The sequence below is a fragment of the Alcanivorax sp. genome, from assembly GCF_040119285.1.
Lineage (GTDB): Bacteria > Pseudomonadota > Gammaproteobacteria > Pseudomonadales > Alcanivoracaceae > Alcanivorax.
Map to the genome: position 1 here is coordinate 130,481 of NZ_JBEDTY010000029.1, position 21,959 is coordinate 152,439.

24 protein-coding genes and 1 riboswitch are annotated in these 21,959 nt (G+C 54.7%); of the genes, 11 read left to right on the forward strand and 13 right to left on the reverse strand.

Translation table 11 applies throughout. The features are described 5' to 3' along the window. Positions 1-8: 8 nt before the first annotated feature. The 8 genes from ABNH10_RS07675 to ABNH10_RS07710 all read right to left on the reverse strand — a co-directional run bounded on the left by ABNH10_RS07675 (position 9) and on the right by ABNH10_RS07710 (position 6,179). Positions 9-725 carry an urea amidolyase associated protein UAAP1 gene (locus ABNH10_RS07675; protein WP_349385380.1) on the reverse strand — a complete coding sequence of 239 codons (717 nt, stop codon included), beginning with the start codon at positions 723-725 and terminating at the stop codon, positions 9-11. A gap of 18 nt (positions 726-743) precedes the next feature. Continuing rightward, a complete protein-coding gene (locus tag ABNH10_RS07680; RefSeq protein ID WP_011589168.1) occupies positions 744-1,535 on the reverse strand; it encodes an ATP-binding cassette domain-containing protein in 792 nt (263 codons plus the stop codon). A gap of 12 nt (positions 1,536-1,547) precedes the next feature. After that, positions 1,548-2,366 (reverse strand): ABC transporter permease, encoded by an 819-nt coding sequence (locus tag ABNH10_RS07685; protein ID WP_035461344.1) that lies wholly within the window; start codon positions 2,364-2,366, stop codon positions 1,548-1,550. A gap of 91 nt (positions 2,367-2,457) precedes the next feature. Continuing rightward, positions 2,458-3,522, reverse strand: coding sequence for a putative urea ABC transporter substrate-binding protein (locus ABNH10_RS07690; protein ID WP_011589166.1), 1,065 nt, complete (start codon positions 3,520-3,522; stop codon positions 2,458-2,460). 56 nt (positions 3,523-3,578) lie between these two features. Continuing rightward, positions 3,579-3,718: riboswitch (guanidine-I (ykkC/yxkD leader) on the reverse strand. Between the two features lie 236 nt (positions 3,719-3,954). Next, a complete protein-coding gene (locus ABNH10_RS07695; RefSeq protein WP_349385381.1) occupies positions 3,955-4,731 on the reverse strand; it encodes a dienelactone hydrolase family protein in 777 nt (258 codons plus the stop codon). 30 nt (positions 4,732-4,761) lie between these two features. Then, a complete protein-coding gene (locus ABNH10_RS07700) occupies positions 4,762-5,079 on the reverse strand; it encodes a hypothetical protein (protein WP_349385382.1) in 318 nt (105 codons plus the stop codon). Between the two features lie 260 nt (positions 5,080-5,339). Next, positions 5,340-5,702, reverse strand: coding sequence for a HopJ type III effector protein (locus tag ABNH10_RS07705; RefSeq protein WP_349385383.1), 363 nt, complete (start codon positions 5,700-5,702; stop codon positions 5,340-5,342). 81 nt (positions 5,703-5,783) lie between these two features. Next, positions 5,784-6,179 carry a hypothetical protein gene (locus tag ABNH10_RS07710; protein ID WP_349385384.1) on the reverse strand — a complete coding sequence of 132 codons (396 nt, stop codon included), beginning with the start codon at positions 6,177-6,179 and terminating at the stop codon, positions 5,784-5,786. A 98-nt stretch (positions 6,180-6,277) separates the two neighbouring features. Between ABNH10_RS07710 and ABNH10_RS07715 the strand changes: the two genes are divergently transcribed. From ABNH10_RS07715 to ABNH10_RS07740, 6 genes are all read left to right on the forward strand, one after another. After that, a complete protein-coding gene (locus tag ABNH10_RS07715) occupies positions 6,278-6,583 on the forward strand; it encodes a GIY-YIG nuclease family protein (protein ID WP_349385385.1) in 306 nt (101 codons plus the stop codon). Between the two features lie 81 nt (positions 6,584-6,664). Next, positions 6,665-7,258, forward strand: coding sequence for a LemA family protein (locus tag ABNH10_RS07720; RefSeq protein ID WP_349385386.1), 594 nt, complete (start codon positions 6,665-6,667; stop codon positions 7,256-7,258). Beyond that, positions 7,258-7,971, forward strand: coding sequence for a TPM domain-containing protein (locus ABNH10_RS07725; RefSeq protein ID WP_349385387.1), 714 nt, complete (start codon positions 7,258-7,260; stop codon positions 7,969-7,971). The genes ABNH10_RS07720 and ABNH10_RS07725 overlap by 1 nt, the downstream gene beginning before the upstream one ends. Continuing rightward, on the forward strand, positions 7,971-8,582 hold the full coding sequence (locus ABNH10_RS07730; protein ID WP_349385388.1) for a TPM domain-containing protein: 612 nt from the start codon (positions 7,971-7,973) through the stop codon (positions 8,580-8,582). The genes ABNH10_RS07725 and ABNH10_RS07730 overlap by 1 nt, the downstream gene beginning before the upstream one ends. A 399-nt stretch (positions 8,583-8,981) precedes the next feature. After that, a complete protein-coding gene (locus ABNH10_RS07735) occupies positions 8,982-9,644 on the forward strand; it encodes a cupin domain-containing protein (protein ID WP_349385389.1) in 663 nt (220 codons plus the stop codon). A gap of 814 nt (positions 9,645-10,458) precedes the next feature. Beyond that, positions 10,459-11,394 (forward strand): ketopantoate reductase family protein, encoded by a 936-nt coding sequence (locus tag ABNH10_RS07740; protein WP_349385390.1) that lies wholly within the window; start codon positions 10,459-10,461, stop codon positions 11,392-11,394. 195 nt (positions 11,395-11,589) lie between these two features. Here ABNH10_RS07740 and ABNH10_RS07745 read toward each other — a convergent pair whose 3' ends face one another. The 4 genes from ABNH10_RS07745 to ABNH10_RS07760 all read right to left on the reverse strand — a co-directional run bounded on the left by ABNH10_RS07745 (position 11,590) and on the right by ABNH10_RS07760 (position 14,244). Beyond that, positions 11,590-11,829: a YheU family protein gene (locus tag ABNH10_RS07745; RefSeq protein WP_349385391.1), complete on the reverse strand. Its 240-nt coding sequence runs from the start codon at positions 11,827-11,829 to the stop codon at positions 11,590-11,592. A gap of 86 nt (positions 11,830-11,915) precedes the next feature. After that, positions 11,916-12,308, reverse strand: coding sequence for an MAPEG family protein (locus ABNH10_RS07750; protein WP_349385392.1), 393 nt, complete (start codon positions 12,306-12,308; stop codon positions 11,916-11,918). Then, positions 12,305-13,462, reverse strand: a complete 1,158-nt coding sequence (mnmC1, locus tag ABNH10_RS07755; RefSeq protein ID WP_349385393.1) for an FAD-dependent 5-carboxymethylaminomethyl-2-thiouridine(34) oxidoreductase MnmC1 — start codon at positions 13,460-13,462, stop codon at positions 12,305-12,307. Before mnmC1 ends, ABNH10_RS07750 begins: the two co-directional genes overlap by 4 nt. Before the next feature lie 116 nt (positions 13,463-13,578). Then, positions 13,579-14,244 carry a hypothetical protein gene (locus ABNH10_RS07760; RefSeq protein WP_349385394.1) on the reverse strand — a complete coding sequence of 222 codons (666 nt, stop codon included), beginning with the start codon at positions 14,242-14,244 and terminating at the stop codon, positions 13,579-13,581. 231 nt (positions 14,245-14,475) lie between these two features. Here ABNH10_RS07760 and ABNH10_RS07765 point away from each other — a divergent pair, with 231 nt between their 5' ends. From ABNH10_RS07765 to ABNH10_RS07785, 5 genes are all read left to right on the forward strand, one after another. Continuing rightward, a complete protein-coding gene (locus ABNH10_RS07765) occupies positions 14,476-17,082 on the forward strand; it encodes a hybrid sensor histidine kinase/response regulator (protein ID WP_349385395.1) in 2,607 nt (868 codons plus the stop codon). Positions 17,083-17,657: 575 nt separating this feature from the next. Then, positions 17,658-18,107, forward strand: a complete 450-nt coding sequence (locus tag ABNH10_RS07770; protein WP_349385396.1) for a hypothetical protein — start codon at positions 17,658-17,660, stop codon at positions 18,105-18,107. Between the two features lie 137 nt (positions 18,108-18,244). Next, the gene (cmoA, locus tag ABNH10_RS07775; protein ID WP_349385397.1) at positions 18,245-18,976 is read left to right on the forward strand and encodes a carboxy-S-adenosyl-L-methionine synthase CmoA; all 732 of its coding nucleotides are present in this window, start codon (positions 18,245-18,247) and stop codon (positions 18,974-18,976) included. Then, on the forward strand, positions 18,976-19,944 hold the full coding sequence (gene cmoB, locus ABNH10_RS07780; RefSeq protein WP_349385398.1) for a tRNA 5-methoxyuridine(34)/uridine 5-oxyacetic acid(34) synthase CmoB: 969 nt from the start codon (positions 18,976-18,978) through the stop codon (positions 19,942-19,944). Before cmoA ends, cmoB begins: the two co-directional genes overlap by 1 nt. 717 nt (positions 19,945-20,661) lie before the next feature. Continuing rightward, entirely contained in the window at positions 20,662-20,982 is a 321-nt protein-coding gene (locus tag ABNH10_RS07785) for a hypothetical protein (protein ID WP_349385399.1), read from the forward strand. A gap of 58 nt (positions 20,983-21,040) precedes the next feature. Here the strand turns inward: ABNH10_RS07785 and ABNH10_RS07790 are convergent, their stop codons facing one another. Further along, a complete protein-coding gene (locus tag ABNH10_RS07790; RefSeq protein ID WP_349385400.1) occupies positions 21,041-21,793 on the reverse strand; it encodes an SCP2 sterol-binding domain-containing protein in 753 nt (250 codons plus the stop codon). Positions 21,794-21,959: the final 166 nt, after the last annotated feature.

The window sequence follows — 21,959 nt, forward strand, 5'->3', positions numbered from 1 at the left end:
ACTGAAAATTACAGGCCCAAGTGATACAGGCGATTGTTTTCAAAGGCGCGGCCGTTTTCAGGGCGGGCATTTTTGCAGTAGTCATCGTCCGCTACAGGGGCAGCTTTCAGCATCTCAATGTGTACTGGCTTGATGGGGTAGTCTTCGGCCGGATTCAGTGGATGCGGGCAGGTGTGCATTATCACCAGGGTGTCCATTTCGAAACGCAGGGTGACGTGTGCACCGGCTTTTGCCGCAGATGGATCGAATACCAGCTTGCCGTCGTTATCGGCGGCGACTTTGGAAAACAGATTCAGATTGGCTGCCATATCCCGTTCGGTAAGGCCGTATTTGGCCAGTTCGGTGAGGAAGCAGTGCTCCCCGCTCAGGGTCCACTGGTTGTGGCAGTCCTGGTAGGAACGCACGGCATATTTTTCTTGCAGGGCTTTTTCGCTAAGGGTGCCGCACACGGTGTCGTGCCAGCCAAATTCATCCTCCACGATGGAGGCGAAGACACGGCCCATGTCGGAGTACAGGCAATTTCCTTTGGTGAGCTTGAAGGTGTGCTGCCCCTTGAGGCTATCTGGCGCGTTATAGCGCTCCAGCGGCATCTCCGGGTTGTACATCAGCATTGAGAGATTGGCGCCGCCTTGCGGGTCGGTGAGACGCAGTTGCATACCGCGGCGTACGCGCAGGGACCAGTGGGCACTGCCGGGCAGGGTGGTGGTGTAAAGGCTTTCGCTCATGATGAAGTCCTTGTCGTCTTACAGAGTGTCGTTGAGAACGCGGCTGGTACGCCCCACGTTCTGGTTGATGTCGCTGAGGGTGCCGCTCTGGCAGTCGCCCACCGGCAAGTCGTAGGTCACCCGGGCGCCGTAGGCGTCGGGGGCCTGCGGGTCCAGCCGAGGCTTGTCGAATACCCACAATCGTGTACCCAGATAGAAGCCTTCAGTAATGTCGTGGGTGATCATGAACACGGTCAGCTTTTGCTCTTTCCAGAGTGTCAGCACCAGCGTATGCATGTCGGCACGAATGCCCGGGTCCAGGGCGCCAAAAGGTTCGTCCAGCAGCAGGATACGTGGCTTTTTGATCAGAGCCTGGGCCAGTGCAAGGCGCTGCTGCATACCGCCGGAAAGCTCGTGGGGGTACTTGTCGACCGCCTGGCCAAGGCCCACGGATTCGAGCATTTTCAAGGCATCCTTACGAAGTTGGCGCCGTGTCTTGCCGAAGCTGATGCCCAGCCAGCGGTTGCTCTGCAATTCGCCGCCCAGCATCACGTTTTCCAAAGAGGTCAGGTGATTGAGCACCGAGTAGCGCTGGAACACGATGCCACGGCTTTCGTCCGGCTCCGCCGGCAGCCGCTGACCATCCAGCAGCAGCTCGCCTCGGGTGGCTTGTTCGGTGCCGAGCAGAAGTTTCAGGAAGGTGGTCTTGCCGCAGCCAGAGGCGCCGACAATGGTGACGAATTCGCCTTCTTCCACGGTGGCGTTCAGCCGTTCCAGCACGACTTGTTCACCGTATTCTTTCCACAGATTTTTCATTTCGATAATCGCCATGGTGCACGCTCCTTAATGGCCTTTCTGGTGGAACCAAGGGTGGCGCCATTGCGAATAGCGGCTGAGAATTAAGTCTATTGCGAAGGCCAACAGAGTGATCCACACCACGTAGGGCAGAATCACATCCATGGACAGGTAGCGACGTACCAGGAAGATCCGGTAGCCCAGCCCTTCGGTGGCAGCGATGGCTTCGGCGGCGATCAGGAAAAGCCAGGCGGGGCCTAGCGACAAACGCACTGCGCTGATTAGCCGTGGCATCAGTTGCGGCCACACCAGCCGGGTGATGATCTGCCAGGTATTGGCGCCTAACGTCTGTAGCTTGATGATTTGTTCTGCAGGAATTTCCATCGCCCGCTGTTGCAGGTCACGAATCATGAAGGGCGTGATACCGATGATAATGAGCATCACCTTGGCCAGTTCGCCCAGCCCGAAAATGATGAACAGCACCGGCAGCATGGCCATGGGGGGAACCAGCGACAACCCTGTGACCAGCGGTGAAAATGTGGAGCGGATCAGGGGGATGCTGCCGTTGCCAATGCCCACGATAATGGCAACCAGGGCGCTGATGGCTACACCGATAGCCAAACGTTGCAGGCTGGCCAGGGTATCGGCGAGAAGCAGGTACTCACCGCTGCGTTTGCTGGGCTCGAATGCCATGCGATTAATGGCCTGAACAAAACTGTCCAGTGCAGGCAGGAGTTTGTCGTTTGGATTGTCGGCAAGACGTGCATCTGATGCCAACATGTAAACGACAATCAGCAGTGCAAAGGGAAGTAGCCCCAATGCCCAGCTTGCTGCCCTGCTGGGCTGTCTGTTGATCAGTTTCTTCATGGGGATTCCCACTGGTAAGTGTCGGAGCTAGTGCAATGGTCGACGCCGAAAAAAGCTAACTCTGTCCGGCCTCGACCTGAGCCTTCAGGTGTTACAGCTTCCCGTCGGCGGCCATGGCCATGTAATCGGCGATAAAGCGCAGCTGCACATTGCTTTCGCTACCGAATACGCCAACCGGGGTTTCGATACCGACGAAGCCGGCGTCCGGAGCGCCTTCCCCGAGCAGGCCGTGATCGAATGAAAACTCCGCCACTTTCTGCATGGTGTCTTTCAGCTCGGGGCTGTTGACGAACGTCACCGCTTCGCTGGCCTTGTAGAACATGCGGGTTGACGCCAGCTGAGCGTCGTATCCGGCTAGATCGGTGCCGGACGCTTTGGCCATGAAGGTGCGGGCAGCCTTGCCGGCATCGTCATCGGCGGACATGGTGGCCATGATTTCATACCACGCACCGGTGAGTGCCTTACCGAAGTTCGGGTTGGCTTTGAGGGTTTCGGTGTTCACCACCATCAGGTCGATGATTTCGCCCGGGATCTTTGAAGAGTCGAAGACCTTGTGGCTGTCCGGCATGGCGGTGATTTCGCTGAGTAGGGGATTCCAGGTGGCCACAGCAGTGACCCCCTTGGTAGTGAAGGCGGCCACCATGTCGGCGTCGGAGGTGTTCACCACGGTCAGGTCCTTTTCGCTCAAGTTGACAGTGTCGAGTGCGCGGGCCAACAAGTAGTGAGAAACGGACAGTTCTACCAGATTTACATCCTGGCCCTTGATGTTGGCTAGCGTGTCAGTGCCCTTGAGCACCACGCCATCGTTACCGTTGGAAAAATCCCCCACAATCAGGGCAGTAGAGTCCACACCCCCGGCGGCGGGAATGGTCAGGGCATCCATGTTGGTCATGGCGCAGCCGTCGTAGGCACCGGCAGTGTACTGGTTGATGGATTCCACATAGTCGTTGATCTGTACCACATCGATGGTGATGTCGTATTTGGCTGCCCACTTGTCGACGATCTTTTGCTGGGCGCCATAGTCCCACGGCATCCAGCCCACGTAGATAGACCAGCAGACGCTAAAAGAATCTTTGGCCAGTGCAGTAACAGGTGTGAGCGTGGTAAACAGAACGAGTGCTGCAGCGGCAGCTATCTTGCATAGGGAACGGGTCATGTCGGACCTCCTTGGCTACGGACGAAGAGGAATCCAATGACACTGCTGTCATCGTGTCCTCCCGGGCTTTTGTCCCGCCGTGTAACCCCCTGCCGGTAGATGCTGCTGCCAATCTATCGGCGCCAAGAAGGTCGAAGGCTCTCGGACCAGGCATCGGCTGCTGGCGTAGCCGATCGGAACCCTAGCTTTCTATTGGTGCAGATTGTGTTGAGTGCTTGATGGCAACAAAGCCATTCGATTCCTCTACCCGTAATAAAGCAAAGGAAGTGCCAACCTGAATCAGGAAAGACGAAAAGACCGTGCCTGCCGCACAAGGCACGGCTTGGCATTGGATATTAGGGGGAGGGGAGCAGAATTGCGGATACCATGCCGGCGCGATGAAGTGTGCCGGCATGGTGCATGGCGCGCGTCTTTGCGCTCGGGTGGTGCGGGTTACTTCGGCTGTTCCAGGAAGTCGATCAGTGCCTCCCAGCTCACCTGATCCGCATGAGCGCTGTAGGCCAGGGGCATTTCGAATCGCTCACCGGCAGCATCGGCCCCGGGGTTAGTGAAGCCGTGCTTGGCCTCCGGGAAACTCAGTAATTGGAAATCGGCTCCGGCAGCGGTCATCTCGCTGACAAAACCACTTACTTGTTTTGCGGGCACCATGGGGTCAGCCTGCCCTGTAGCGACTAGAACCCGTGCTTTCAGCTCGCCGGATTTTGCCGGGTTCTCGGTGCCCAGGCTGCCATGGAAGCTGGCTACGCCGGCCAAATCAGTACCCCGGCGGGCCTGTTCCAGCACCACTGCGCCACCAAAACAGTAGCCGATGGCAAACAGTCGCCCTGGCTCAACTTGCTGCTGTTTGAGCATCAGGGTGCGAGCAGCCTGAAAGCGGGCATTCATGGTTTCCGGGTTTGATAATGCGGTTTCCATAAAACTTTTCGCATCTTTCGGATGGCTGGCAACTTTGCCGGTGCCGTACATATCTACCGCAAAAGCGGTGTAACCCGCTTCCGCCAACATGTGGGCGCGGTTGCGGGCATAGTCATCCAGGCCCCACCATTCGTGTACCACAATTACCCCGGGCCCGGGGTCTTTCTGGCGATCATTGAGGTACATGACGCCCTTGCCCAGGCCGTCAGGCAGGGTGACTTCGGTTTCAATGATGTCTGAATACCCGGTCTGGCCGGCAAAAATGAGGGATGCGAGTAAGAAGAGCCGTTTCATAGACCTGTCCTTTGCTGAGTTTCAGCGAGATTATTTATTTTGCCAGACCCAGCGAAGAGGTTCGCCGAAGTCGTCGTAAATGAGTTCACGTCGTGGCCGGGCATTGAGCTGCTGGCGACGAGGTTTATGTTTGCGAGAGTCTATGTTGGCAGCCACTTGACTCAGGTCTGTGCGCTGATTCTGGCGGGGGCCATTAAACAGCACGGTTTGGTGCCCTTTGCCGGATACAGCATCGGCGCCACTCACACCATTCGGTACTTCATTAATGGCCCCGCCTTCAGAAAGAAAGCGTTCCATATCGCGTTCCAGGCGATGCCGCTGTTGTTCTTTACTGTTACGAACTTTCACGGGACTCATCGGGGCTGATGGGTGGATCAATCACAATAGCAGGCTCATATGGAGGCTGCCACCATGATAATTGCGGTTACCGCTAGGCTCTGGGTTGAATCAGGATTGGCGCAGGGGGGGAGGATTTGTGGTGATGTCTGCTGGCGGAGCCTTATGTGCGTTGGGTAAGTAACCGCTAAAGGTGTATCGCTAATTCGGTTAATAAAGAGTAAAGGGTCAAGAGGTGTTGCTCATCAGCTTGGCCGGGGGACGGTGAATCGTTACTTTGCGGCCAAAGGCGGAGTATCAAACGCCACATTGGTCAGCCCATGACGCATGAGAGTGCGGATATTGGCGTGGTCGCTGCCGTCCGGATTACCCAGAACATGATCGCGGTAAAAGTGGCCGAAGCAGGCCAGCGTCTGAGCGTCAGAAAGGAAATTGATTTTGGCGAAGGCCAGTACCTTGCAGGATCCTTCATTCGTACCAGCATCATTGCGCACGCAATCATCACCGTGGCCGTTGCTGAAGGCTGCAGGCGTGTAACGGTAATGTTCAGAGATCACGGCTTGTACCGCGTCGAAGGTAACGGTGTCGGGGTGGGTTTTCAGGGTGTCTAGCAGGGTATTTAGCGAAGAGGTCATCGGTCTTCCTGTGCCAGGTTGAAACAGGGCCTGAAGCCAGCCCTTGCAGAGCTGACAATCAGGCTTTAGAGAGCAGGGATATTACTGGGCGGCGGAATCTTTGGGCAGAACCATACCGGTGCTTTGCAGCGGGTTACAGTTTTTAATGACCACCTTACCTTCCAGCATATTGCCGCGGGAATATTCCTGGAAAATGCATTGGTTGGTTTCCGGATTGTAGTTTTCAATCCACATGTTGTCATCTTTCCACGTGGCACTGATATGGTATTGCTCTTCCGGCACGGAAATATGCATGGTGCCGCCAAAGCGCTTCACAAACACCTGCTGTAACCAGAAATAATAGGCGAGGGTAGCGATGAGCCAGATGATCACAGCGATAATCAAGGCGGGCTTCCATTTGCCTAGCCGTACGCCAACACCAAATAGTGCACCAATGACTAGTGCTGCTACCAGAAACCAATAGAGATAGGTAACCATACTTGCATCCTTGTCGTTTGAGGTTTGTTGTAAAGGCGCTTAAGTGCGCGCACTGTCTCTGGCATCATAGCAGCCCTCGCAGGGGTGAGTGTAAAACCATGCAACAGTGGTGGGTATATATGCTGGAGTGTGCGGATCGGTCGCTGTATACCGGTATCAGCACGGAGCCGGCGCGTCGGGTTCATGAACATAACACTAGCCCGAAAGGCGCCCGTTATACGCGGGCTCGCCGCCCGGTACGCCCGGTATTGCTGCTGCCCGGAGGCGATAGAGGCTCCGCCAGTCAGCTGGAAGCACGCATTAAACGGCTAAGTCGCCGCGATAAACAGTACTTGCTCGCGGCCTTGATGGCGGAAAAGCGGCAACGACCGCTGTCAGTCTGGATTGAATCACTTACTGAGTGAGCCACCCCGGGTGGATAATTAAACACCATGATGGAGAAACGATCGATGACAAACACACTGAGCGTCTGGCCGAGGTCAAGCATGGCAACGCTATGGCGCAGTGCCATGCTGGTTTTGCTAGTAGGCTGGTTAAGTGGTTGTGGTATTAACAATATCCCGAGCTATGACGAGCAAGTGAAAGCCGCTTGGTCACAGGTAGAAAACCAATACCAGCGCCGTGCCGACTTGATCCCCAACTTGGTGAATACGGTTAAAGGCTATGCTAGCCACGAGAAAGAAGTGTTGGTGGATGTTACCCAAGCCCGAGCCAAGGTCGGCTCCATTCAGGTGGATGGCAACATGCTGAACAATCCAGAAAAGCTAAAGCAGTTCGAACAGGCTCAGCGCCAGCTCGGTTCTGCTTTGCAGCGTTTGATGGTGGTAGCTGAGCGCTATCCAGATCTAAAGGCTAATCAGAACTTTTTGGCCCTGCAATCGCAACTGGAGGGCACGGAAAACCGCATCAGCGTGGCACGTCGGGATTACATTGCGGCCGTGCAGCAGTATAACACCGAGATTCGCACCTTTCCCGGTCGTCTCTGGCACAGCTTTTTGTACAGTGACATGGAAACCCGCGAAACCTATGAGGCCACGGCTGAAAATGCGGACCAGGCCCCCAGCGTGAACTTTAACTGATGCGCTATTTAGCACTGATCGTTCTGTTGCTTAGCACCTCGATGTGGGCGGTGCCGAAATTTCCGGCGCTGTCGGGACGGGTGGTGGACGAAGCGGGGTTGCTGACGCCCGCTCAAACTCAGAGCCTTACACAGGCGTTGGCGGCGGCGGAACAAAATACGTCTAACCAGCTGGTGGTGGTTACCTTGTCCGATTTGCAGGGCTATGACATCGCCGATTATGGCTATCAATTGGGCCGCGAGTGGGGCATTGGCAGCAAAGAAAATAATAATGGCGTGTTGCTGATTGTGGCGCCCGATGACCGCAAGGTGCGCATTGAGGTGGGCTATGGTTTGGAAGGCGTGCTCACCGATGCTCTGTCCAGCGTGATCATTCAGCAAGAAATTTTGCCCGCGTTCCGCCAAGGTCAGTTTTATGGTGGCATTCAGGCTGGGGTGACGAGCATCCAGGCCGCCATTCAGGGTGAATATCAAGGCGAACGCCAACCCCGCGACAAACCCAGCGGCCTCAAGGCTCTTCTCATACTGATTGGTATGGTAGTGATTACCTTCCTGTTGTCCTTTGGAGGCGGCGGAGGCCGGGGTGGCCGCCGTGGCGGCATGTTCCTGCCGGTGCCCATGGGCGGCTTTGGCGGCGGTGGTGGATTCGGTGGCGGCGGCTTCGGCGGCGGCGGTGGTGGTTTTGGAGGCGGTGGCGCCTCGGGAGGTTGGTAATGTTGCTGGATCACGATGCTCAGAGCGCTTTGGCCCGCGTCATCAGCGAACAGGAAGCGCGTACCGATGCGGAAATGGTGACCGTGCTGGCGCGTCAGGCGGATGACTACCGTTATGTGACAGTCATGTGGGCTGCGCTGTTATCGCTGTTAGTGCCAGCGTTACTGCTTTTCCTGCCGGTGTGGCTTACCCCGTTTGAAGCCTTTCTGCTGCAGTGGGGGGTGTTGTTGGCGCTCGCGGTGGTGTTTCGGCTGAAACCGATCCAGTTTCGCCTGGTGCCACGGCGGTTACAGCAAACTCGCGCTGCTGGGCTGGCGCGCCAGTCGTTTCTGCAACAGGGGCTTCATCGCACCAAAGGCGCAACCGGCGTGCTGATTTTTGTTAGCGAAGCCGAGCACTATGTGGAAATTTTGGCCGATCAGGGTATCGCCCAGCATGTGCCAGACAGTGAATGGCAAAGCATGGTGGATGCCTTTATTGCAAAGCTGAAAAACGGTGAAGTGGCAGAGGGCTTCCAAGAATGCGTGGCTGCCTGCGGCGACAAGCTGGCCAACCACGTGCCCGCCACCGAGCAGAAAAATGAACTGCCTAATCATCTTGTGATTCTTTGAATTGCCCAGTGAGGAAATGACGGAGGGAGGGCTTCAAGAAAGGGCCGTGTGGCCCTTTGTATGAGTTCATCGCGAGTCCACATGGAAACGTCGATTGTGCTTGCCTTTAACGTAATCCATGGCAATAGAGCTGGCAGAACAATATTAGCGTTAATGCAGTCTTTCTTGCGGTGGTAGAAACGCCCCTGTATGAAACATCCATTGACCCTGCGAAAGTGGATGATGCCTTGGCAGGATTTACTGATTTTCATCCGATTGGTGGATGGGGGATCGAATGACATTGCGAGCAGTATCGTGTTTCTCTTAACTCCTGGATCCAGCGGGCTCACTGGTGCTATTGGGGAGTGTAGATGGGGCGTAATGGCAGGTAGGGACTAAATTTTTTGTTAGGCGCTTAACATGACGATACGAATAAATGCAGATTTTTCACAACGCATCGTGATTCAACCGGATGACTATCACTGGGTGGAATCGCCGATGCCGGGTGTGCAACGAATGATGCTCGATAGGGTGGGGGGTGAAACTGCACGTGCCACCTCGCTTGTTCGCTATGAGCCTTTTAGTGAGTTCTCGCCACATATTCATTCCGGTGGAGAAGAGTTTTTTGTGCTTGAAGGCGTGTTTTCTGATGAGTATCAAAGCTATGGCAAAGGCAGTTATGTACGCAACCCTATTGGTACATCACACACACCTAAAATCGGTAAGGAGGGGGCGACTATTTTCGTTAAATTACAGCAGTTCGACGAAAAAGATACAGAGCAAAAGGTCATCGATACCCAAGCACAACCATGGCGTCAGGGGCTAGTCGCTGGCCTGAAAGTGATGCCACTGCATGAGTTTGAAAGTGAACACGTAGCTCTGGTGAAGTGGGCGCCAAACACTCAATTTACTGCTCATCAGCATTGGGGTGGAGAAGAAATTTTTGTATTAGAGGGTACCTTCCATGATGAGTATGGTAGCTACGCTAAAGGCTCATGGCTACGTAGCCCTCATCTAAGTCGGCACAGCCCCTTCACCAAAGAAGATGGTGCATTGATTTACGTAAAGACAGGGCACTTGTAAATATAAATGCCGCCAACTTTTCGACCCAGCGAGGCGGTGCGTATTTTTCTCGTGTAGAACCGTGACGCTTTACTAATCCCTCGAGTAGCCAATAGAGACCAGCTCCGCCAGTGGCTGGCTTTAGCGTATATTTGATTAATACTTCAAGGTCGCCAGCGGCTTTACTCTATTCAAGTTGCCCCCTTGGTTTCATGGGCGATGCCTGTCAATTTTGTCGATTTTCGAATTCCAAGTTTTTGATTTTTAGAGAGAGCACGCTATTTATGTGTTTCTGCGTGCCCACACTAATGTCCCCGTTGTGAATTGTAGGGAAGTTGTTTGACTCCGGACACCAACGGAGGTGGTACGTTATCACTCTAAGCGAGGTGCCAGATGACCAGACAACGGCGTCCCTTTAACACTTGAGTTCAAATAGGAAGCTGCCAGCTTAGTGCTGGATCAAGCAGCTTGAAGCTGAACGTCAGCGGGGCATTCCCACAGGCAAGCCGCTTACCCGCAACAGCGCCCTATTCAGGAGCTGGAGTGCCGCTGCGACCGCCGGGAAAGGGAACAGAGCATTGTAAATGAGAGGTGTGCCTGCGATAGAACCGCACTTTGCCTGGGTCAAAGAACGCTATCGATGATTACCGCATGAGTTACTGGAACCAACACCGACCCCACGACACGACACGACACGACTTGAATGGTGGCATCGCTTTCACTGTGACAGAAGAAAACGTAAATTCCGGTCCGGAATTAGTTGACCACTACATGTTGGGGCTGTTACCCATGCGGATATTCAGCAGGGTATTCGAGGTTTGGGAGAACAGAGACGATGAACCACAAAATGGGGAGTGACAAGCCGGATATCCTGGTAATCGGCGCTGGCGCCATCGGCAGTTTCTATGGCGCGATTCTGAAACGGGCAGGGTGTGCCGTCAGTGTAGTGCTGCGTTCCGGTTATGATGTGGTGAAAGCCGCGGGCTTTCGTTTTACTAGCCCGTTGGGAGACCTGTCATGGACCCCGGATCAGGTCTACCAGCCGGGCGATACCCCGGTGCAGATACCGGATTACGTATTGCTGTGCGTGAAAGTGCTGCCGGGGGAGGATCGGGCTGAACTGGTACGCCCTTGGCTGGGCGAGGATACCGGGTTGGTGTTAATTGAGAATGGCCTGGATATCGAGCGTGAACTGGCCGATGCCTTCCCCGGCAACCCCTTGGTGAGCTGTCTGGCGTTTATTGCCGTAAGCCGTACCGGGCCGGGAACCGTAAAGCACCAGGCTTATGGGCAACTGGTGATGGGGAATTTCCCCATGGGCTTTGATCAGCACTGCGAGCAGTTGGCAACGTTGTTCCGCGAAGGCGGTATCGATATTAATGGCACCGACGCAGTGGTTGGTGAGCGGTGGCGCAAGTGTGTCTGGAACACACCGTTCAACCCGTTGAGCGTTCTGGCTAATGGTGCCGACACCTTGACCATGCTTGATGCTCCAGGAGGTGAAGCGCTGCTTCGCCTCTTGATGGAAGAGGTGATTGCGGTGGCAGAAGCCGATGGTTACCCCATGCCGGCCGACATTATCGAGAAGAATATGTCGGGCACCCGGGCCATGGGCGCCTATAAAAATTCCATGGCGCTGGATTATCTGAACGACAGGCCCATCGAACTGGATGCAATTCTCGGCAACGTGGTGACCATCGCCGATCGTTTGAAGGTGCCGGTTCCGCATTTACGTACCGTTCTGGTGACGCTGCGTATTCGGCAGGGGTGAGAAACAAAGATTAGAACGAAAAATCTGGAATAGAACCGCAACCTGATATGAAACATCAGGTTGCGGTTTTTAAGAACCGCTTTCTTGGGCGAGGCTTATCCTCTTTATCTAGCTTGTGTACTGTTGTATACCGCCCGCTTATGGCTGGGTGGCGTACGTCGAGTACTTCAACAGCGGTGCGGGTCAATCGGCTCGCTACCCTCCGTTCTCAATGTCCTTGAGTTGCTCTTTGCTTAACACAGAAACACTCTCAGTAGTGTCATCAAACACCACAAACACTTGTTCCTGTTTCAACTGTTGTCGAACCTGCGTTACTTTGGTGGCGGTGGAGATTTCGGTATCGCCGTAGTCGGTGCCATCCCGTGTTACGAACTCTTCGAGAAGATTGTTGAGGGTATCGGATGGAAGGTCTTTCCAAGGAACAATCATCGGCATAAGTGGTTTCAAGTTCAAAATTTGGAATTAAAAAGCGCGAGAAGCGCTTTTATGTGTGACAAAGCTGGGCGCAACGCTCAGCGGAATTAGGCCATAAGCAACTGAATGCCGGTGCCGGCAATAACAATCCACGATGTCAGAATACCGAGTTGCCGGGGCAGGTTGGCGCTGCTACTGGGTACCAGCATGCCATAAGCGTAAGACAAGCGTCCGGCCAGTAGCAGGATGCCGTAGACGTGCAAGGCGGCCCCGCTGCCATTATTGAATTCCAGTAAGGCCATCAGAATCAATGCCAGTGGGATGTACTCCACCGAGTTGCCGTGGGCACGAATGGCGCGATTCACTTCTTCGTGGCCACCATCTCCTAAGGATACCTTCTTATTCAAACGGTAACGGACCACGTTGGCAGCTAGGGCGATAACAAGAAAACCGCATAGGGCGGCATACAGGGCGGTGATAGGTAAGCTGATTACAGTCATGGTTTCCACTCTGGTTGTTTTTTACGTTTGCGAAGAATAAACCGTGAAGGGTCCAAGGCGTCAACCAATTGTGAATCTACAGGCAAGGGCTCCCCGGTTATCAGGTCGGCTAGCAGGTCGGCACACAGTGGCGTGCCGGTAATGCCACGACTGCCGTGGGCAACGTTGAGATAGAGGCCTGTGGCTATGCGATGGGGGTTGTCGGTGGCTACGGGCAAGGGGCCACATATGGGCACAAAGTCCAGGCTTTGGCACCGAAAGGCCACGCGGCGGTCTTTGATCACAATGGCATTGCCCCCCAAAGTCTGCCAAGCATCGGGAAGATAATATTTTAACTGTGCTAGGTTTTCGGCGTCGTCGGCATCGGTGGGAGAGGGGTGGCTGTCATGTAGAGTAAACGTCGCGCCTACGCAATGCAGGCCGCCCAGCGCCGGGGTTAGATAGCCGCCATGGCACTGAGCTTGTTGCCATTGCTGTGAGGTTTCGGTGGCCTGACAATAACTGACTTGGCCGCGGATGTGTTTTAAAGGCAGCCAGGCCAAGCCGGGTAACTGCTGGCTGGCGCCGGCAGCGCAGACAATGACGGCGTCAGCGCTCATTTGATTACCGTTACTCAGCTGCACACTGGCGGGGCTCCCTTCGTGGAGCGACGCCACTGTGTAGCGGCACAGGGTAATCTCAGGGTGGTCGAGCATGTGATGGCACCAGCGATCCGGGCGAAGGTAGCCGCCACCCACCAGTTCTACGGCATTGACGCCTTTGGCCGGTCGCAACACGTCGCTAGGCCAGGCGCCGCTGTCCATGGCAGCGGTGAGCTTTTGTTGTTGTTTGTCATCCACGAAATGCTGAATCACGCCGTTGAGTTGGCCATCGCTGTGACTGGCGGGAAAGCCATGGCGGTATAGCCAGGCTAATGCATGGCGGTAGCTTGCTTGGTAGAAACGGTTCTGTGGGGTTAGGTGAGGGCTGGGGGTGCTGTATACCACGCCGGCCAAGTTTCCAGACGCGCCGCTGGCAATGCCCTGAGGGTCAAATACGGTGACTTGCCAGCCCCGTTCGGCCATGGCACGAGCGGTGGTGGCGCCGGCCAGCCCGGCGCCGATAACGATGGCATGGCGGTGACGCGAGTGCAGGGTGAAGCCGGTGTTTGTCATAGCGAATAAGACCCATCCATTTGGGCGGGGGCGTGATTAACACCACGGGAGAATTTACGCAAACCGAATCGGTATCGGGCACCGCCTACAGTGAGGCTCAGAATAACATGTAGTGATCAGGGCGCCGTCACGCTCTGGGCTGCCTTGAATTCCGCCAGTACACGTTTCGCCTGTTGAAGTAGCCAGAGCGTTTTTTGTTGATAACTGGCGTTACTGATACGAATGAAATTGCCATCGACCAATGTGACCAATAATGCCTGATTCTGAATCGGGCGGTTGGGTTCTACCCAGCGCATTTGTGACTGGGCGCTGGGTTTGCCTTCGAGGTCAACCAGCCGCTCGCTGATGATACTGAGTGCGTTCGCGCTGTTACTTAATGCCTTGTCTATCCGACGTTGGCGCAGTTCGCTGTAGTAGCCTGCCACGGCACGTTGCGGGGGCATGGTATCCCATCCCGCGGGCAAGCCGGACAGGGTAAGAATGAGTTGTTCTTTATTCTCCGGGTCTCGATAGCGAAGAGTGCGAGCGTGTTCGGAACTGATCTCGCCATCGAACTGCAAGCCCGCCAGGGTTTTGGGGCTTTGATACTGTTCCAGTTGCGCCTTGCGCGCGGGCAAGGCTCTGGCCTGGTTTTCTGAGCCGGTGGCTTTCAGGGTGGTGTTGTCGAGCTTCAGTACGTGAAGCGGTGAGCTCGGTGTTTCCTGAACCGGGCTCCCAGCACAGGCGGATAGCAGAACCGCTAGTGTGACAATGGACAAAAGATCGCAAACTTTTACATTCATGGGTCGTAGCACAGGGCAAAGTGAATATCGTGTTTTGGGATATATGGTTATGGGCTGCCTCAACAGGTAATCAGCATACCTTTTCAAAGTTGCGTCCCTCTCTTACCTTTTGCTTTGACGAAGGGGCGCAGCCTGAACACCTGAATATTTATGCCTCTGCGGGCATGTATAGGGTTTTTAGGTTGCTCCCTCGTGGCACACTACGAGCATAATCATTTTCAGGGCAGGCCGATGGAAAAGCCATCACATAATGATGTGCCGACAAGTAGGGAGCAGTCCGCTCCGGGCTTGCCGGTTGCGGGTCTGCGAACCAGTGCGGCTATGTTATTGCTGTTTGCGTTGATCACGGTGCCATTCGCTATCGCTTCGGGGCTTTTGTTGCAGCATCGTCTGGGGCTGCTGGATACCTACGATACCATGCGTGCAGATGTGAGCCTGTTCGACCAAGGGTTGGCTGCAGTGCCTCCCCTTAATGACATGCGGGATCTGGCCTCTGCGGCTATTCACACTCAGGACCCGGGCGTTGTTTCGCGTTATGAGCTTAGCCGTTCTCGCGCGGGCAGCCGGTTACAGGCCTTTCTCCACGCCGTAAGGCAGCGCGATACCGCCGGGTTGCGTGATCAGGCCGGCTTGCTGAGCGAGGCTTGGCGCGATTTGACGGTCAAAACTGGCATCCCTATGGAGGATGTGGTCGGCCCTTTTGATAACGTTAATCAAATTACCCATCGGTTAAGCAATGCCCTGTCCACGGTATTGTTTGTGTCGGACCTGTCGATTGGTGAGGGGCTGGAGCCCAACGAGGTACTGTCTCTGCCGTTGGGGTCATTTCGGCAGTTGCAGGAGGATATTGGCTTGATCCGGGCGTTGGCGTTGTACGTGAGCCTGCGGGGAGGCTATCTGGGGGACAATGATGCCCGCCGCCTGGAGAATGCCTGGCAGCGCTTGCAACATCAAGTGACGATTATCGATAGTGAAATCAAGGCATTGGTGGCGCGCACAGGCGCTATCGAGCTGCAGCAGCAATGGCGGCTAGTACGGGGGGGGCTGCTGTCCTTCTTGACGTGGTCTGAGCAGAATCTGATTCTGGCCACGCGTATCCAGGTGTCTTGGAAGGATGCCTATGATCGTAGCCGCAATGCCATGAAATCAGTGGACGGGTTATCCGCGACCTTGATTTCCCTGGCCGATCAGCTGTTGGGTAATGCCCGCCAAGAGAAAGCTCGGGCCACGGTTTGGATGGTGCTGGGTATCGTACTGCTTTATATGCTGGTGTTGAGCTTGGCTCTATGGGTGTATTGGTCTAATTCCAGAGCAATTAATGCCCGCGCGGAGAGCCAGGCGAAGGGTTTGTTTCTCGCTCGCATGAGTCATGAAATCAGAACGCCGTTGAATGGCGTCATTGGCTTGGCCGAGTTGTTGCGTGAGACTGACCCCTCACCTCGCCAACAGGAATATATCAGCCTGATTGACAGCGCGGGCCGCACCTTGACCGCATTGATTAACGATGTGCTGGATTTTGCCAAGATTGAAGCAGGCAAGTTGGAGTTGGTAGAAGAGCACTTTGATCTGCCGATGCTGCTGTCAGAGTGCGTGCAAATGTTCAATCTGCCGGCCAGTGACAACGGCACCCTAGTGATTTTGGATGTGGATTCGCATACGCCCTCGAATGTCATGGGTGATGCTATTCGTCTGCGCCAGATCTTAATCAATTTGGTCGCTAATGCGGTGAAATTCACCCGTAATGGGCGGGTGGTAGTGTCTCTGGTATGCCGTCGGCAGCACGGGGAGGCGCCGCTGTATACTTTCTCGGTGACTGACACGGGCATCGGCCTGAGCCATGAGGAGCAGAGTCAACTTTTTCAACGTTTCACTCAGGCGTCAGTCAATACATCACGCCGTTATGGGGGCACGGGATTGGGATTGTCCATCAGCCGTGAGCTAGTAGCGCTGATGGGAGGAGAGATCCATGTTCACAGCGTGCCTGGGCAAGGATCGCGATTCAGCTTCAGTATCCAGCTGGATAGCGATCAGGAAACAATCCCGATGATGGCTGAACTGCCGCCTGCCAGTTGGCTCTGGGATGTGCAGGGGAGTCTGGCGAGCTGGCTGAGTGATGACCCGCGCTTTCGGACTGTGAAAGTGGTTAAGAGTGTTAGTCAGCTGGCTGAGCCTAACGCAGAGGTGGACAGCGGTATCTTGCTGGTTAATGGTTTGCCTGAGCAGGCATTGTTTGAAGAAGCGTTGCGGATGACACGGTTGAACCCGGCCGATATCAATGTCCTATTGTTGATTGGTATGCGTTGTTCTCCTCCGGAGTGGCTGCCGGATGATGTTCGCGTGCTGCGCCGCTCGGTGGTCACGGTCAATGATCTTCAGCAGTTATTGGGGAGCCATGTGCCCGGGGTAATCCCCATTGTCACCGAACCCGTGCCTGTGGAGTCTGTTACCCGACTGCGTGTGTTGATTGTTGAAGATAACCCGGTCAATCAGATGGTCACCAAGGGCTATCTGCAACGACTCGGCGTTGCGCACATAATCATTGCTGAAGATGGGCAGCAAGGGGTCGATGCTTTTGATGCCGCGGAGGGCAAACTGGATCTGGTGTTGATGGATCTGGATATGCCGGTGATGGACGGATTTGCTAGCGCTAAGCATATCCGTGCGCTGGAGAAGGAGCGTGACTGGCCACCGTGTCAGATACTCGCACTAAGCGCCCATGCCATCACGGAACACCCAGGGCGCATGTCTCAAGTTGGCATGAATGGGCAGTTGATTAAACCCCTCTCCCTGACGGCCATGAAACTGGCCCTGTCCCAATACCTGAATGTTACGGTATAAGATAGGTCAACGTGTCCTGCACTACTGCAGGTAGTAAGGGCTCTGCTAGAAAAATAACCATCAAGATCATCAATATCAGGCTTTCAATCTGCCAGGCGCGGTGGCGTCGTATCGCGTGCACGAAGCAACCGCAAGCCACCAAGGTTACCCCACTGAAGAAGCAGGTCATGCAGATTAGCTGCCATTTAATGCTATTGAATGTCAGCCCAATGCCGCAGAGGGTGAGGGCTATAGCGCCTGTGGTGAGGAACGAAAATGATCCATGGTGGTGGCTAGTGAGCATATTCAACACTCGCAAAATATCCCGGTGGTTTTCACTGATCCAAGTAAGCATCGTACCTGAATGCATTCTTTTAATGACCTTGATTCTAGTTTTTATTCATTAAATAAATGTGATTATCGTCAGACTAAAATATTGACTGTTGTTATTTTATACAGCATTTATGGTTGAAACAACTTAACAGAAATACGATTTAATTCGTATAATCCCGATCCGAAATGCCCACGTCGGGCGTGGGTATGGTTTTCTTGCTGTGCAAGCCACTGGCGGTGGAGCCGGGGATAAGGAGATTGTTATGCGATTTTTGGCATTGGTGTCGTTTTTTTCTGTGGTGCTGCCAGCCCAGGCCCAAGTGAATCCGGGCATGGAAGCAAAGCTTTGCCACGCGGCCTCTGAGGACAGCGCTTTTGGAGTGCTAGTCGATCAGTTGATCGAAACCGGAGACGTACGTATAACAGCGGGTGAGTCTTTGCTTTCCATCTCTTGCCAAGATGGGCAGACAGTGCTGGCGCATATAGTGGGTGGCCGACAGGCTGAGAATCTGGAGTATGCGGTCATTGATATGGGCTTAAGCCTGTCCGCGTCCAAAGTAAACCTCAACGGCGAAACGTTGAGGCTGCAAGATGCTCTGGTTCGCCTGGGTACAGGCCGTGATACGGCAACCCGAAGTTTCGTGGACAACTATCTGGTGGACTTGGCTGACGAAGAATTCAATCCGAATTTGCAACTCAGCCTGCAGTGGTAATTGTTGCTGACTGGCGGGCTTGCGCTGCTGTCTTTCCCTGCTTGGTGGCCGTTTTTTGACGGTTACGTTTGCAGCCGTTTCTTCAGGGCATCACTCCCCGCTATAATCCGTGCCGCAGATGCATACTGGGGCCCTTAATGTCTGATCAGCAAGATCGTATTTACGCTACGTCATACCCGCAGGTGGGGCGCTTTTCTTTTGACGATACAGTGGTGCGGGTTTTTCCGGACATGATTCGCCGCTCGGTGCCGGGCTACCCTACCATTATCGACATGATTGGGGTGCTGGCGGCCCGGTACGCGCAGCCGGATACCTGCCTGTATGATTTGGGGTGTTCCCTGGGCGCAGCCGCCACTGCCATGGCGACCCTGACCGGGGACACCGGTAATCCTATTGTGGCGGTGGATAATTCCCGCGCCATGATTGAGCAGGCCGAGAACTTGCTCTCTCAAGCTGGTCAAGCCCATCGGGTGACACTGCAAGAAGGGGATGTGGCGGCGATGGCGTTCAACCCCTGTTCAATGGCGGTGCTCAATTTTACCTTGCAGTTCATCGCCCTGGAAAAACGTGATGCCCTGATTCGGCGCCTGGCCGATGCCACGGTACCTGGTGGCATCCTCGTGCTGTCGGAGAAAATCCGTTTCGCCAATGAAGCGGAGAATGCCCTGCAGACCGAATTGCACCATGCGTTCAAGCGCAATAACGGCTATTCCGATCTGGAAATCAGCCAGAAGCGCACTGCGCTGGAAAATGTACTGCTTCCGGAAACTCTGGCTGCCCACGAGACGCGACTGAAAAAAGCGGGCTACCGCCAGATTCATGTCTGGTTCCGCTGTTTTAACTTTGTTTCATTACTGGCCGTGCGTTAATGCTTACTGAATACCTGCAGGCCTGCGAACGTGGGCTTGAGCCCCTGTTTTTTCCGCAAATCTTGTCTGCCGTTATGGCGCTGTCACGTCAGCGCCTGGTCGAGCGTCCCCACGGTGATCTACCACGCTGGATGGCCGCACTGGATAGCCTGCCGGCTGGGCCGACGAACTGCGCACTGGATCAGAACACGCTGACCATTGGACGAGCGGGTGAGCAGAATGAAGAGGCTGTAAAACTCGCATTACAGGGGTTGATCCCGTGGCGCAAAGGGCCATTTGAATTTTTTGGGGTTTCGGTGGAAACCGAATGGCGCTCGGACTGGAAGTGGCAACGGGTAGCGCCGCATTTGTCATCGTTGCGGGGGCGGCGGATTCTCGACGTGGGCTGTGGTAGTGGTTATCACTGCTGGCGTATGGCGGCTGCAGGGGCGAGTAGCGTGGTGGGCATCGACCCGACCATTCTGTTCCTGGTGCAATATCTGGCGGTACGTCGTTTTGCGCCGGACTTACCCGTGTGGTTCCTGCCTCTGCGTATGGAAGAGCTGCCAGCAGAAGGCGGGCAGTTTGATACGGTGTTTTCCATGGGGGTGTTGTACCACCGGCGCTCACCTCTGGATCACCTGTTGGAGTTAAAGGGGGCGTTGTGCGCTGGTGGCGAGCTGGTATTGGAAACCCTGGTGGTGAAAGGGGATGAATGTACGGTGTTAATGCCACAAGACCGCTATGCGATGATGCGCAATGTGTTTTTCTTGCCGTCGGTGGCTATGCTCTCGCGCTGGCTGGAACGATGCGGTTTTGTGGATGTGCGCTGTGTGGACGAAAGCAATACCTCGGTGCAAGAGCAACGATCTACCGAGTGGATGCGTTTCCAGTCGCTTCCTGATTTTTTAGATCCCGAAGATCATAGCCTTACCCGTGAAGGTTACCCGGCACCACGCCGTGCGGTGCTGGTTGCACGCAAGCCATAAGGTTTGGGTGCCGAGTTGGTGTGAGTAACGTTGTGAAGTGGGGCTGATTTAGACCCAATTGCTTTTGTGCCTGTGACGACAAGTTCGCTGGTCGCGTTCCGCCGGTTGGCACAGCAGCTTCGTGTATCGTTGACCGGTCGACCTACGCCTTCTGCCGCCCCGTTGTGCGCAGATGTAGGTGATCTGGAGGTTCAATGCGATGCGAAATCCATCGAGTGTAGATGCAGGGTAATTGAGTCCCTCAGCGCGGGTACCAGGTAATGCTAAGAAGACCCGCTACTTGCTGCGCGTAGAGGTCAAAATATCTTCACCGCGTTTGCGGGTTTGTCACAGCTGATAGAATTGCCTGAGCATCGAAAGATGAGGATGCCGGTTTATTTTCGCCTGCAGGTTTTTCAGTTTTTGCAAGTCGGTTGGCAGGAGTGCCAGGGGTTGTTTGTGGCGTTGGCAAAAGGATAGCATCTGCTGCAAAACAAGCTGACTATGCTTTCTGGCGTTGCGGACTTGCCACGGCAGTCATTGGTGCCTCGGCACCAGAGATTATGTTTGGTCTCCTGCTCAACGCTGTCGGCCTTGGCACCCTATGCGAGGCTCAAGTGCGTTCACGGTGTTCAGCATCAGGTGCATACTCTATTTAATAACAAGGTCGGCCGCTATTCGTGCAAATAGATGCATTAATTCGGGGCCGGTTTGGGCTCCATTCAGAGGAAGAAAGTCATGTCAGTTACATGGATTGTCGCGGCGGCACTACTCAGTTCTTTTTTTACACTGCTGGTTGTCAGTGTGTGGGCGCATTTTTATTTTCAGCCCCGGTTACGTGACAGCTTGCGACGGGAGCTGGATGAGCAGGTGGAAAAAGCGGCGCAGGTCCTCTCGGATCGGGTGGAAGACGGGGTTCAACGAGGGCTGAAGGAAGGGGTGCGTAACTTGCCGTCCAAAGAGTTACTGGAAGGCGCCAGTCGTAAACTGGCGCGTAGCAGTGCAGAAATGGTGAGTGAGCGTCTGGGGAATATTTTCGGACTCAAGGACAAGCCCTGATCCGCCTTTGGTTTGCCCGTTCTATAGTGTCAGGCAGTGACCATCAGAGCGTCGGTTTTTAACGGAGCCGTTTGGGGAGTAACCGGACCACCAGGCAGGCAATGCCAAGGCTAAGCATGGCCAGTGACAGGAAATCCTGTTGCAAGGCGTGCCAAGTAGTTTCCCACAAACTGGACGTTTTCATTAGCGACAATAAAATCAGCAGCATGCCAATGAGGGTGAAAAACTGATCCAGTTTGCGGGTCCGTTGCAGCTCGCCGCGCATCTGTCGCAGTTCGTCGAGGATGTCTTCCTGCAATAACTGTTGTTGGGCCTGTTGTTCGGCCAGCTGGCCGACCTGTTGGGGCAGGGTGGCTAATTGCTCGAGCCAGACAGGATCTTCGCGACGTAACAGGGCAAGCAGCTCCTTGAGCCTTACATGGTCGTCCAGCCAGTTGCGGATCAGCGGCCAGAGACTGAATTGGCTGATCAGTTCAGCGAGCTGGGTAACGTGCTGCTCACTGCCGGTGACACGCAATGATTCGTGGTCTTCCAGTGGTCCGCTGGTAAACAACCAGTGAATCATGGCCCCTAACGGGGCGCGCACACGAATGTCTACGTTGCCTTCGTAATCGGTCAGCAGCTCTATACCATCTTCATAGATCAGCACATACAGGACTGAACGCGGGCGTTCGGCACGGATTCGCACCACGGTTCCATGGAGGGCGGCGAGACGGTCTTGGCCGTATTGTGTACTTGTGAGTGCCTGATTAAGGGCACTTTCAAGGCCTCCCAGCACAATAAGCTGGGGGAAACTACCGGTTTCGGGCATAGTGGCAGCGCTATCCTGTCTTTATGTTGACCCGGAGTGATCGTTCCGGTCTCTTCTTGTTGCCAAAAATTACGCGATGCTGCTTATATTTGGCATGACTGCTCCCTATACTATGCATTTTCATAATTAAACAACATTGGCTTTTTTGACTTGGATGGGTGTACGC